At 65.8% G+C, this 12,328-nt stretch carries 15 protein-coding genes; 9 read left to right on the forward strand and 6 right to left on the reverse strand.

Going from position 1 to position 12,328, the window contains the following annotated elements; genetic code table 11:
- From ACGYK7_RS18270 to def (ACGYK7_RS18285), 4 genes are all read right to left on the reverse strand, one after another.
- Positions 1-308: methionyl-tRNA formyltransferase (locus ACGYK7_RS18270; protein ID WP_394403821.1), on the reverse strand; the 308-nt coding region annotated here is incomplete at its 3' end.
- Between the two features lie 38 nt (positions 309-346).
- Positions 347-844 carry a peptide deformylase gene (def, locus tag ACGYK7_RS18275; protein WP_394403823.1) on the reverse strand — a complete coding sequence of 166 codons (498 nt, stop codon included), beginning with the start codon at positions 842-844 and terminating at the stop codon, positions 347-349.
- Positions 841-1,338, reverse strand: a complete 498-nt coding sequence (gene def, locus ACGYK7_RS18280) for a peptide deformylase (protein ID WP_394403824.1) — start codon at positions 1,336-1,338, stop codon at positions 841-843. Before def (ACGYK7_RS18280) ends, def (ACGYK7_RS18275) begins: the two co-directional genes overlap by 4 nt.
- Positions 1,335-1,853 (reverse strand): peptide deformylase, encoded by a 519-nt coding sequence (gene def, locus ACGYK7_RS18285; RefSeq protein ID WP_394403825.1) that lies wholly within the window; start codon positions 1,851-1,853, stop codon positions 1,335-1,337. Before def (ACGYK7_RS18285) ends, def (ACGYK7_RS18280) begins: the two co-directional genes overlap by 4 nt.
- Positions 1,854-1,949: 96 nt before the next feature.
- Here def (ACGYK7_RS18285) and ACGYK7_RS18290 point away from each other — a divergent pair, with 96 nt between their 5' ends.
- On the forward strand, positions 1,950-3,119 hold the full coding sequence (locus ACGYK7_RS18290) for a MalY/PatB family protein (protein ID WP_394403826.1): 1,170 nt from the start codon (positions 1,950-1,952) through the stop codon (positions 3,117-3,119).
- A gap of 39 nt (positions 3,120-3,158) precedes the next feature.
- On the opposite strand, the gene ACGYK7_RS18295 is transcribed toward ACGYK7_RS18290, so the two are convergent.
- Positions 3,159-3,515, reverse strand: coding sequence for a hypothetical protein (locus tag ACGYK7_RS18295; RefSeq protein WP_394403828.1), 357 nt, complete (start codon positions 3,513-3,515; stop codon positions 3,159-3,161).
- Positions 3,516-3,688: 173 nt separating this feature from the next.
- Here ACGYK7_RS18295 and ACGYK7_RS18300 point away from each other — a divergent pair, with 173 nt between their 5' ends.
- The 7 genes from ACGYK7_RS18300 to mnmH all read left to right on the forward strand — a co-directional run bounded on the left by ACGYK7_RS18300 (position 3,689) and on the right by mnmH (position 9,723).
- Complete coding sequence (locus ACGYK7_RS18300; protein WP_394403829.1) at positions 3,689-4,663, forward strand: glutathione S-transferase family protein; 975 nt, start codon at positions 3,689-3,691, stop codon at positions 4,661-4,663.
- Positions 4,664-4,743: 80 nt separating this feature from the next.
- A complete protein-coding gene (locus ACGYK7_RS18305) occupies positions 4,744-5,697 on the forward strand; it encodes a threonine-phosphate decarboxylase (protein WP_394403831.1) in 954 nt (317 codons plus the stop codon).
- Positions 5,694-6,602 carry an adenosylcobinamide-phosphate synthase CbiB gene (gene cbiB / locus ACGYK7_RS18310; protein ID WP_394403832.1) on the forward strand — a complete coding sequence of 303 codons (909 nt, stop codon included), beginning with the start codon at positions 5,694-5,696 and terminating at the stop codon, positions 6,600-6,602. The genes ACGYK7_RS18305 and cbiB overlap by 4 nt, the downstream gene beginning before the upstream one ends.
- A 13-nt stretch (positions 6,603-6,615) precedes the next feature.
- Complete coding sequence (locus ACGYK7_RS18315; protein WP_394403834.1) at positions 6,616-7,794, forward strand: lytic murein transglycosylase; 1,179 nt, start codon at positions 6,616-6,618, stop codon at positions 7,792-7,794.
- A gap of 13 nt (positions 7,795-7,807) precedes the next feature.
- A complete protein-coding gene (locus ACGYK7_RS18320) occupies positions 7,808-8,194 on the forward strand; it encodes a rhodanese-like domain-containing protein (protein WP_394403835.1) in 387 nt (128 codons plus the stop codon).
- A gap of 71 nt (positions 8,195-8,265) precedes the next feature.
- Positions 8,266-8,616 carry a RidA family protein gene (locus ACGYK7_RS18325; RefSeq protein ID WP_394403836.1) on the forward strand — a complete coding sequence of 117 codons (351 nt, stop codon included), beginning with the start codon at positions 8,266-8,268 and terminating at the stop codon, positions 8,614-8,616.
- Positions 8,617-8,667: 51 nt separating this feature from the next.
- Positions 8,668-9,723, forward strand: a complete 1,056-nt coding sequence (mnmH, locus tag ACGYK7_RS18330; protein ID WP_394403837.1) for a tRNA 2-selenouridine(34) synthase MnmH — start codon at positions 8,668-8,670, stop codon at positions 9,721-9,723.
- Here the strand turns inward: mnmH and selD are convergent.
- Positions 9,707-11,878, reverse strand: coding sequence for a selenide, water dikinase SelD (gene selD, locus ACGYK7_RS18335; RefSeq protein ID WP_394403838.1), 2,172 nt, complete (start codon positions 11,876-11,878; stop codon positions 9,707-9,709). The two genes, mnmH and selD, sit on opposite strands and share 17 nt — an antisense overlap.
- Positions 11,879-12,167: 289 nt before the next feature.
- Here selD and ACGYK7_RS18340 point away from each other — a divergent pair.
- On the forward strand, positions 12,168-12,328 hold a 161-nt coding region (locus ACGYK7_RS18340; protein WP_394403839.1), incomplete at its 3' end, for a DEAD/DEAH box helicase.

The following is a 12,328-nucleotide window of genomic DNA, read 5'->3' on the forward strand; positions in this document are numbered from 1 at the left end:
CAGCCATGTTTCGGCGCGTCGAGAATGGGCTGCGGCAGGATCAGACCGTAGGCCACGACCACCGCCGCATCGGCCTCAAGCGCGGCGAACTCCTCCTGCGGCTCGGGGTGTTTGAGCGATACCGGGTGGCGCACCAGCAGACCAAGCGCCTCGGCGCGCTGCTGCACCGGGCTGGGACGGGGCTTCTTGCCGCGCCCGGCGGGGCGGGGTGGCTGGCAATAGACCGCGCAGATCTCATGCCCGGCCTGCACCAGCGCATCGAGGATCGGCACCGAGAAATCGGGCGTGCCCATGAAGATCAGTCGCATCTGTTCACTCCTGCCGGACAGCACCTTGGAGAGCGCCGTCAGCCGTTCTGTTTGCGGGCCTTGCGCAACAGCATGTCGCGCTTGGTTTTGCTGAGGTTGTCGAAATACATCTTGCCCGCCAGATGGTCGATCTGGTGCTGCACGCTCACCGCTTCCAGTCCGACGAAATCACGCTCCACCTCGGCCCCCGTCTCATCGAGAAAGCGCACCTTCACCCCGCGCGGGCGGCGGATCACGGCGCTGAAACCGGGCAGATTGGGGCTGGCCTCCTCGTAAGGATGCAACACGGCAGAGGCATCGACGATCACCGGATTCGCCAGCCGGATACGTTTGTTGCGCGCTTCCGAGGCATCGACGACGGCGACCTGCAACATCACCCCAATCTGCGGCGCGGCAAGGCCGACGCCGGGCATGGCGTCCATCGTCTCGATCATGTCATCCCAGAGCGTGCGGATTTCATCCGTCACCGTCTCAATCGGGGCGGCGGGGCTGCGCAGGCGTTTGTCGGGCCACGGAACATAGCGGCGTAGGGTCATTGGGCGTTGAACTCCGCAATCTTGGCCGCGCGGGTCTCCGCGTCGAGGTGATCGAAGGTCACCACGCCATCGAGGTGATCCATCTCATGCTGCGCGATCAGCGCGGCGGCGCCTTCCATGCTCTGCACATAGCGGCCACCGTTGAGGCCGGTCCAGACCATCTGCACCTGCGCGGGGCGCGAGATGTCGGTGCTGATGCCGGGGATGCTCAGGCAGCCTTCGGTATTTGTCATCCGTTCTTCGCCGATCTCTTGAAACATCGGATTGATGCAGACCAACGGGTCGGACTTGCCCTCTTTCCACCCCGCATCCATCACGAAGATGCGCAGCATCGCGCCCACCTGCGGCCCGGCAAGACCACGGCCCGGGGCGGCATACATCGTCTCAAGCATATCTGCGGCGAGGCGTTCGATCTCTGGCGTGATCTCTTCGACCGGGGCGCAGATTTCGGCCAGACGCGGATCGGGCCAGCGGAGAACCTCCAGCACACTCATCCGCGCGCCAGCTCGCGCTTCAGCTTGACCATCTTGCGGGTGATCATCTGACGCTTCAGCGGCTTGAGGTAGTCGATGAAAAGCTTGCCGTCGAGGTGGTCGATCTCATGCTGAACGCAGGTCGCCCAAAGCCCGTCGAACGCCTCCTGCTGCTCTTTCCCATCGCGGTCGAGCCAGCGCACCTCAACCTCCGCCGGGCGGGTCACCTCGGCATATTGGTCGGGGATGCTGAGACACCCTTCTTCATAGGTGTTGAGCCCGTCCGAAGAGGCCACGATTTCGGGGTTGAACATCAGCAAGGGCCGGGGCGCCTCGCCCTCTTCCTTGACGCAATCCAGCACGATGACCCGGCTCGACACGCCGATTTGCGGCGCGGCAAGGCCGATGCCCGGCGCGTCATACATGGTGGCCAACATATCATCGCCCAGCACGCGCAGCTCGTCGCTGAGATCGGCGACGGGGGCTGCGGCTTTCTTGAGCCGTGGATCGGGGTGCAAAAGGATCGGGCGTTTCATCCCGCTCATTTAGGCCATGCCCGTGCATCGCGCAACCGGGGGCTTGCAGCGCCTGCGGCAGCCGTTAGCTTGGCCGCAATATCAGGAGAGACCAGCATGAGCTTTGACGACATCATCGACCGGCGCGGCACCCATTGTGCGAAATGGGACAAGATGGAAGCGATCTATGGCGTGCCTGCGGATACCGGCATCGCCATGTGGGTGGCCGACATGGATTTTCGCCCCCCGCAGGTAGTGCAAGACGCGCTTCAGGCCCAGATCGACCACGGGGTGCACGGGTATTTCGGCGACGACAGCAAATACCTTGCCGCGATCCAATGGTGGATGGAAAACCGCCACGGCTGGAAGGTCGACGCCGAGGCGATCTTTACCACGCATGGCTTGGTGAACGGCACCGCCATCTGCGTCGATGCCTTCACCCTGCCCGGCGATGGGGTGGTGCTGTTCACCCCGGTCTATCACGCCTTCGCCCGCGTGATTAACGCCGCCGAACGCCGCGTGGTGGAATGCCCGCTGACCAATGCCTCGGGCCGTTACGAGATGGATTTCGACGCCTATGACGCCTTGATGACCGGGGATGAGAAGATGGTGATCCTCTGTTCGCCGCATAACCCCGGCGGGCGGGTCTGGAGCCGTAAGGAACTGCAAGGCGTGGCCGACTTCGCCAAGCGGCACGATTTGGTGCTGGTCTCGGATGAGATCCACCATGATCTGGTGATGCCGGGGCACAAGCATATCCCCATGGCCCAGATCGACGGGATTGAGGACCGTCTGGTGATGATGACCGCCACAACCAAGACCTTCAACATCGCGGGCGGCCACACCGGAAACGTCATCATCCACGACCCCAAGCTGCGCGCGCGCTTTGCGCGGCGCATGGCGGCCTTGGGCGTGTCGGCCAACTCATATGGGCTGATCATGGCAACCGCCGCCTATTCGCCCGAGGGGGCCGCTTGGGTGGACGAGCTGACCGCCTATCTCGATAGCAACCGAAAGCTGTTCGACGAGGCGGTGAACGCGATCCCGGGGCTGCGCTCGATGCCGCTGGAATCGACCTATCTGGCTTGGGTGGACTTTTCGGGCACCGGCATGGCGCCCGCAGAGTTTCAGGACCGTGTCGAGAAAAGCGCCGCCATCGCCGCCAACCACGGCGCCACCTTTGGCACGGGGGGCGAAAGCTTCATGCGCTTCAACCTCGCCACCCCGCGCGCGCGGGTCGAGGAAGCCTGCGAGCGGCTGGCCAAAGCTTTCAGCGATTTGCAGTAACGAAACGGCGCGGCGGGGCGGCCCCGCCGCGCCGCCCTTTCAGGCGCGGCTGTCTTCGATCAGACCCAGCGGCGCATCGGCGGGGCGCTCGAAGTCAAGCGGCGGACGGTCCGCCACGGCGGTGGCGCGTTTGAACTCATAGCGCATCTCGCCCGCTTCTTCCTCGCTCGCCACGATGAGACATTGGAACAGATGCAGGCTGCCGTCATAGAGATCGACCAGCCCGCGCAGCTTCGGCGCATCCTGTGCATCGACGGAGAAACCGGTCTTCCACATGCGCAGCACGCGGTAGACATCACCGCCCACCTCAAGCCGCAGGCGCGCCCCCTTGCGCAGGCTTGCCATCCGCGCGGCATCCAGCCCGGCCTGTATTTCTTTCGACAGAAATTCTTCCATGCGCAATCCCCCCACTGATGCCTCTAAGCTGGCGGATAGCGTAGAAAATTCAAGTTAAGAATTGATGACGTTTGGGCAGTCTGCATCAGCGCAGAGTGGCTGCGCGCCTATGAAGATGGGCGGCCCTCGGGCCCTGCCCTAGATATACCCTCAAACGCGGAAAGGAGAACAAGATGGGCCTATTGGTTGACGGCAAATGGCAAGACAAATGGTATGACACCAAATCCTCGGGCGGAAAATTCGAGCGCAGCGAGGCCAAGTTTCGCAACTGGGTCACCGCCGATGGCAGCGCCGGACCAAGCGGCGAAGGTGGGTTCAAGGCAGAATCGGGCCGCTACCATCTCTACGTCAGCTATGCCTGCCCATGGGCGCATCGCGCGCTGATCTTCCGCCGGTTGAAAGGGCTTGAAGATCACATCAGCGTCTCTGTCGTACACCCCGATATGCTGGGCGAGGGCTGGACCTTTGACACGGATTTTCCCGGTGCCACGGGCGACACGCTCTTCGGCCTGCCCTATGCGCGCGACATCTACACCCGCGCCGATCCCAATTTCACGGGCCGCGTCACCGTGCCAATCCTCTGGGACAAACAGCGCGAGACCATCGTCAGCAATGAAAGCGCCGAGATCATCCGCATGTTCAACAGCGCCTTCAACGCGATCACGGGCAACAGCGATGACTATTACCCCGCCCCCCTGCACGACCGCATCGAAGAGGTGAACGCCCGCGTCTATGACACGCTGAACAACGGCGTCTACAAAGCAGGCTTCGCCACCACGCAAGAGGCCTATGACGCTGCCGTGCACCCGCTCTTCGACACGCTGGATTGGATCGAACACATCCTGTCGCAGAACCGCTACCTTGCGGGCGCGCAGATGACCGAAGCCGACTGGCGGCTCTTCACCACGCTGGTACGCTTCGACAAGGTCTATCATCTGCACTTTAAATGTAACCGCCACCGGATCGTCGATTACCCGAACATCTGGGCCTATACGCGCGAGCTCTATCAGGTGCCGGGCGTGGCCGAGACAGTGAACTTCGACCATATCGTGCGGCACTATCACTACAGCCATGACACGATTAACCCGCACCGCATCATCCCGATCAATCCGGTGCTGGACTTCGACGCGCCGCACGGGCGCGGCTGACCTCCCCTCCCCCTGCCCCGTGGAAGGCGCTTGATCGCGCAGCGCTTTTGCGCTTTCACCGCAGCGACGATGGCAGGGGGATGATCATGCAAAAGCCAGACCAGCGCGACCACGGCGGCGGTGTCGATGCGGCAGCGGCGCGTTTCGGCGGGGCGCGGTCGGATTGGATCGACCTTTCCACCGGGATCAACCCCGCGCCCTACCCGATACCTGCCCTGCCTGCGGGCGCATGGACCGCCCTCCCCGATGCCGCGGCGCAAGACGCGCTGCTGACCGCCGCCCGCGGCTTTTGGCAGGTGCCCGAAGGGGCCGCTATCCTTGCCGTGCCGGGGGCCTCCTCGGCCATCGCGCGGATCCCGGCGCTGGCCCCGAAGGGCCGCGTGTGCATCCCCGGGCCGACTTACAACGAACATGCCGCCAGCTTCGCCGAGAATGGCTGGCAAGTGGTCGAGACGGGCGAGGCCGAAGCCGCCGTTCACGTCCATCCCAACAACCCCGACGGGCGGTTGTGGCCCTTGGCACAGACGACAGCCCCGCTCAGCATCATTGATGAGAGCTTTTGCGACATCACGCCCGATGCCACCCTGATGGCGCAGGCCACGGTGCCCGGCGGGCTGATCCTCAAAAGCTTTGGCAAGTTCTGGGGTCTGGCCGGGCTGCGGCTGGGGTTCGTGATCGGCGATCCGGCCTTGGTGGCGCGGCTTGAACAGATGCTGGGGCCGTGGCCGGTCAGCGGCCCCGCGCTGCATATCGGCGCGGCGGCGCTGCGCGATGAAACATGGGCCGAGGCCACGCGGGCGCGGCTGGGGGCCGAGGCCACGCGCCTCGACGGGCTGATGACCACAGCAGGCGCGCAGATCGTCGGCGGCACCCCGCTTTTCCGGCTCTATGAGGTCGATGACGCGCAGGCTTGGCAAACCCGCCTCGCCCAGCACCAGACCTGGAGCCGCGTCTTCCCCTACAACCCGCGCTGGCTGCGCCTTGGCCTGCCGCCCTCGATAGGTTGGCCGCGGCTGGAGCGGGCGCTGGCATGAGCACAGCGGCGATCCTCGCGCTGGCCATGCTGCTGGATGCAGCACTTGGTGAGCCGGACTGGCTCTGGCGTCGCCTGCCGCATCCGGCGGTGCTGATGGGGCGGCTGATCGGCTGGGGAGATCGTCGGCTGAACCACGGCCAAACCCGCCGCGCCAAGGGCGTGGCGCTGCTGCTGGCGCTGATGATCGGGGCCGCGCTGCTCGGCTGGGCGCTCAGCCTGTTTGGCCCTCCCGCCGAGACCCTTCTCGCCGCCATCCTGCTGGCGCAACGTTCCCTCGTCGAGCACCTGCGCGCCGTGGCCGACGGGCTGCGCCAATCCTTGCCCGCAGGGCGCCGCGCCGTGGCGATGATCGTCAGCCGCGACACCGCCGCGATGCCGCCAGAGGGCGTCGCCCGCTCGGCCATCGAAAGTGGCGCGGAGAACCTCAGCGATGGGATCATCGCCCCTGCCTTTTGGTTCTTGCTGGGCGGTCTGCCGGGGCTGCTGGTCTATAAAATCGTCAATACCGCCGACAGTATGATCGGCTATCGCACCCCGCGCTATGCCGATTTCGGCTGGGCCGCGGCGCGGATGGACGACCTTCTGAACCTCGCCCCCGCACGGCTCACCGCGCTGCTGATCGCCCTGCCCGGCGGGGTTTTGCACCGCTGGCGCGACATCAAAGCCGATGCGGCGCTGCACCGCTCGCCCAATGCCGGTTGGCCGGAAGCCGCCATGGCGCGGGCCATAGGTGTGGCCCTCGCCGGTCCGCGCAGCTATGATGGGCAGGTGCAGCAGTTTCCTTGGGTGCATGGTGCGGGGGCGCGCGTCATCGGACCTTTGGAGATCGATGCGGCCATCACCCGCCTCTGGCAGGCATGGTTGGTGATGTGGGCAATCGCCCTAGTTCTGGCCTGTCTGTGACAAAGAGGTATCCATGCGCCCCACGTTTCTCGCCGCCGCACTCGCGGCCCTCACCCTTCCCGCCAGCGCCTTTGCGCAAGCCACCTGCGGCGGGGATTTCTCCAGTTTCATTGCCGATGCCAAAGCCGAGGCCGTGGCGAACGGTGCGGACCCCGCCAAGGCCGAGCGCTTCTTTGCCGGCCTGCGCCAAGACCCCGCCGTGCTGCGGGCCGATCAGGCCCAAGGGGTGTTTCAAAAGCCCTTCATCGAATTCTCGCGCCGCCTGATCTCGGAAGACCGGATCAACCGGGGCCGCGCCATGGCCGAGAAATACGACACCGTCTTCGACCGGGTAGAAGCCGAGTATGGCGTCAGCCGGGGTGTGCTCTTGGCCTTCTGGGCGTTCGAGACGGATTACGGCGCAATCCAAGGCGACTTCAACACCGCCAACGCGTTGGCGACCCTTTCCCATGACTGCCGCCGCCCCGAACTGTTCCGCCCACAGCTTTTCGCGGCGCTGGAGCTTTTCGAGCGCGGTGCGTTCGACCCGGCCACCACCACCGGCGCTTGGGCCGGTGAGATCGGGATGGTGCAGATGCTGCCCCGCGACATCCTAGAGAACGGGGTCGATGGCGATGGCGACGGCGCGGTTTCGCTCAAGACCTCCGCCCCCGATGCGCTCTTGTCCGGTGCCAAGATGTTGCAAAGCCTCGGCTGGCGCGCGGGCGAACCTTGGTTGGCCGAAGTCACTCTGCCGCAGGATTTTGACTGGTCGCAAACCGGGCTTGAGACCACGAAACCCGTCAGCGAATGGCAGGCGATGGGAGTCTCTCCCCGCAACGGCCCGTTGGCCGAGGGGCTGATCGCCTCCGTCCTGCTGCCGCAGGGGCGTGGCGGACCTGCTTTCATCGCCTATCCGAACTTCCGCGTTTATTTCGAGTGGAACCAGAGCTTCACCTACGTGATGACCGCCGCCTATTTCGCTACAAGGCTGGAAGGCGCGCAGGTCTATGACGCGGGCAACCCGGCCCCCGGTCTCGACGGCGAGGCGATGAAAACGCTGCAACGCAAGCTGCAGTCCATGGGCTATGACGTGGGCGATGTGGATGGCATCCTCGGCTCCGGCACCCGCGGTGCGGTGCGGGCCGAACAGGAACGTCTCGGCATGCCCGTCGATGGCTGGCCCACGCCTGAGTTGCTGAACAAACTGTAAGGAGAAGACCCCGATGGCCCTCAAGAAAACCGCCGCGCAAATGGTCGCCGAAGCCCGCGCCCGGATCGAAGAGATCGACAGCACCGAGGCCATCGCCATGCTCGACGACGAGAACGTGCAATTCGTCGACCTGCGTGACCCCCGCGAACGCGAACGCACCGGGTTCATCCCCGGTGCCTTCCACTGCCCGCGCGGCATGTTGGAGTTCTGGGTCGACCCCGACAGCCCCTATTTCAAAGAGGTCTTTGCCCAAGACAAGAAATTCGTCTTTCACTGCGCCTCTGGCTGGCGCTCGGCCATCTCGGTCGCGACGCTGCAAGACATGGGGTTTGACGCGGCCCATCTGAAGGACGGTTTCGGCGGCTGGGAAAAAGCGGGCGGTCCGATCGAGAGCTCCTGAAGCGCAGGCTTTGATCTGGCCTCCCCCACGTAAAGCTGCCACAAGTTTTGCAACGTCAAAGGAGAGACAGAATGACCGAGATCAAACGCCACCACACCAACACCCGTATGAGCCAGATCGTCGAGCATGGCGATGTGATCTACCTTGCCGGTCAGGTCGGTACGGCGGGGGCGGATGTGGCCCGGCAGACCCAAGATTGCCTTGATAAGGTCGACGCCCTGCTGGCCGAGGTTGGCAGCGACAAGACCCGCATCCTGCAATCGACCATCTGGCTGGCCGACATGGCCGATTTCGAAGACATGAACGCCGTCTGGGACGCATGGGTGCCCGAGGGCCAAGCCCCCGCCCGCGCCTGCGGCGAGTCCAAACTCGCCACGCCGGAATATCTGGTCGAAGTGCTGGTGATCGCCGCCAAGGCCTGAGCCACTCCCTCGCGCCCTGTCACGGGGCGCGGGGCTTTGCCGGACCCCCAGATGACCCCCTGCACCCTCACCGCCCTGTCGGACCTCGCCACGCTTAGCGTCGATACGATCATCGACGTACGCGCGCCAAAGGAGTTTGCCGAGGATCATCTGCCCGGCGCCATCAACCTGCCCGTGCTGTCGGATGCCGAGCGCGCCGAGGTGGGCACGATCTACAAACAGGTCAGCCCCTTTGACGCGCGCAAGATCGGCGGGGCGCTGGTGGCGCAGAACACCGCGCGGCATTTGCAAACGGCGCTGGCGGATAAAGACGGCGGCTGGCAGCCGCTGGTCTATTGCTGGCGCGGCGGGCAGCGGTCGGGGGCATTCTCGACGATCCTCGATCAGGTCGGTTGGCGCGTGCAACTTCTGCGCGGGGGCTATCGCAGCTACCGGCGGCTGGTGGTCGCGGCACTCTACGACACGCCTCTGCCGCATCGGCTGATGCTCATCGAAGGCGGCACCGGCACGGCCAAGACACGGCTGTTGCACCATCTGGCCAAGGCAGGCGCGCAGGTGCTTGACCTCGAAGGGCTGGCGCAGCACCGCGGCTCGCTTTTCGGTGCGGTGGATGGCGGGCAGCCGCATCAAAAGATGTTCGAATCCCGGCTCGCCCAAGCGCTATTGCCGCTCGATCCCGCGCAGGTGACATGGGTCGAAGCCGAGAGCAGCAAGATCGGTGACATCACCCTGCCGCCCGCGCTGTGGGCCGCGATGCGCGACGCGGCGCGGGTTGAGATCGCCGCCCCCTTGGCCGCGCGGGCGGATTTTCTGTGCCGGGCCTATGATGACCTGACCACCGACCCCGCCATGCTGGAAAACCGCATCGACAAGCTGCGGCCCTATCATAGCGGTGAGACGATCACCCAGTGGCAGACCCAAGCCCGCGCGCGCGATTGGGCCAGCCTCGCCGAAGGGCTGATCGGCCAGCATTACGATCCGCGCTATGCCAAGGCCGCCAGCCGCAACCCTGCCCCGCGCGCCCGGCTGACGCTCGACCGGCTTGATGACAGCACATTGGCCGAAACCGCCGCCGCGCTGCACCGCCGTTTCAGCGCAGGCGGATAGAGGGCGCCCCCGTCTCAAGCCGCCCGATGAGATGGCCCGCCAAGCCTTCGGCCCTTAACCGCGCCTGCGCCGCTTTCGCGGCATCCTCGGGCAAGGCCGCCAGCAGCCCCCCGGCGGTTTGCGGATCGTGGAAAAGCGGGTTCACCGGGCCTGCCGCCGCGATCGGGGCATCTGCCTGATTGACCGCCAGCAAGGAAGAGGCCACCCCCTGATCCGACAGCGTCTGCGCGCCGGGGTAGATCGGCACCGCCTCCGCCCAAAGCTCTGCCGCCAATCCCGAGGCGCGGCAAATCGCTTGCGCATGCCCGGCAAGGCCAAAGCCCGTCACATCCGTCATCGCATGGGCCGTGCCCAAAATCTCCGCCGCCCGCGCCTGCGGTCTGGCCATGACGCCAAGCGTTTCGGCCACCACCCGCCCCGGCGCGGTCCCTGCCATATGGCCTGCAAGAATCACCCCCGACCCGATGGGCCGGGTCAGCATCAGCACATCGCCCGGCTGCGCGCCACCGAGGCCGATGGGCATCGCGCCCCGCGTGCCGGTGACCGTAAAGCCGATGGTCAGTTCCGCGCCCATGGTCGTATGGCCACCCACGATCTGCGCGCCGGCGCCCGTCATCACCTCCTGCGCGGCCACCGCGATCTCGCGCAGGGTCCGGGCCTGCAATTCGGGCGACATGCGCGGTAGGATGATCGAACTCAGCGCTGCCTGCGGCGTGGCGCCCATCGCCCAGACATCGCCCAGGGCATGCACCGCCGCGATCCGCGTCATGAGGGCCGGGTCTTCGACAAAGCCGCGCAGGTGATCCGTGCTCATCACCTGAAAGCCGCCGCCGGGGCGGCGCAGCACCGCCGCATCGTCGCCCGCCCCGGTGAGCACATCGCCCGAGACGGGCGGCTGCACTTCGGCCAAGAGATCGCCCAGCACCGCGCCGCCCACCTTGGCCCCGCATCCACCACAAAGCGGCTTGCCCGCCAGCGCCTCCTGCACGCCCGAGGCCACCGGGCCCGTCAGTGCATCAGCCTTCATCGCGGGCAGGTCATCGAGCCCGTCCATGAACTTCCGGTCGATCCGGTCCTTCCACCGCCACAGCAACGCACCGCCAAGGGCCAGCCCGTTCCGTTCCGCCACGGCGGCTTTCCCGCCGAGTGAGATCAGCTTGAGATAATGCCGCTGCGGCTTGAACGCCCGCCGTGCCCCGCCGCTGAGCGCCGCGCGCAGGTTGTCGTGCAGCACCGGCGCCGCCCGCACGGCAAAGACACCGGCCTTGGGGCGCGGGCTGGCCTCCATATGCGCGCAATCGCCGACGGCGAAGAGCCTGTCATCCTCTACCACCCCCAGATCGGCCCCGACGCGGATGAACCCCGCGTGCAGCGGCAGATCGGTCTGGGAAAGCCAGCCCTGCGGCACCGCCCCCGCCGCCCCCACACAAAGCGCCGCAGGGATCGGCGCGCCATCCGCCAAGAGCACCTGCCGGTCGGTGATCTGCGTGACCTTGGCCTCAAGCGCCACGGTCACCCCAAGCGCCGCCATCTGCCGCCGCACCATCGTCTCGGTCCGTCGGGCCATGCCGGAAAGCTGCGGCCCATGCTCCACCACCGTCACCGCTGGCTGCCCCCCCGCCTCGCGCAGGGCAAAGGCCATCGCCATGGCAAGCTCGCAGCCCGCCACACCGCCGCCGATCACCGCCACCTCGGGCGGCTGCTCCCCCGCCCTGACCGCCGCCAGAAACGCACGCCAACGCGCGGCATAGAGATCGAGCGGCTTGGCCCCGACCGCGTGTTCGGCAAATCCCGGCAGGTCCATCTTGGCCGTGATGCCTACGTCGATCGACGCCACATCATAGGCCACGGCCCCCCGCCCTTCGACCGTGATCTCCCGCGCCGCGCTGTCGATCCCCGTCGCTTCCCCAAGGATCAACCGCGCCCCGGCGTGGCGACAAAGGCGCATAAGGTCGATCTCCAAGGCATCGCGGTCGTAATGCCCGGCGATATGACCGGGCAACATGCCGGTATAGGGCGCGGTGGGACCGGGGTTGATGACGGTCAGCCGCGCACCGGGCAGCGGGTCCATCCCCCATTTGCGCAGCACCAGCGCATGGGCGTGCCCGCCCCCCACCAGCACCAAATCTCGCGTCAGGGGCAGATCGCTGTGCACCAGATTGCCTCACTCTCTCTTTCCGCTTTCGCTTATAGCTACCCCAAGCCGCCCGCCCGCGCCATCGGCCTGACCGAGATGTGAGCGGGCCGGATCAGAGCTAAAATGGCACTTCCCCGCCCATTCGGGCCCGGAAAGCCGCCAAACCGGTAAAAAGGGTGACAATTCGCCACAAAACCCCCATGTACATTCCATTCCCGACCCTCTACCGACGGTCGGATTCCTTGCCGTGGCTGGTAGCACCCCACGTGCCCGCCCCCCGCACAACGTTCAAGACAGGACAGCCTTCGTGATCCAGACTATTGCCGATGCCCTTGCCCAACAGGGTTATGAAACACTTACCGCCGTACAGGAGGCCGTCACAGACCCCGCGCTGAACGATCAAGACCTTCTGGTTTCGGCCCAAACCGGGTCGGGCAAGACGGTGGGCTTCGGCCTTGCCATCGCGCC

The organism is Sulfitobacter sp. 1A15299, assembly GCF_043556915.1.
Classification (GTDB): Bacteria; Pseudomonadota; Alphaproteobacteria; order Rhodobacterales; family Rhodobacteraceae; genus Sulfitobacter.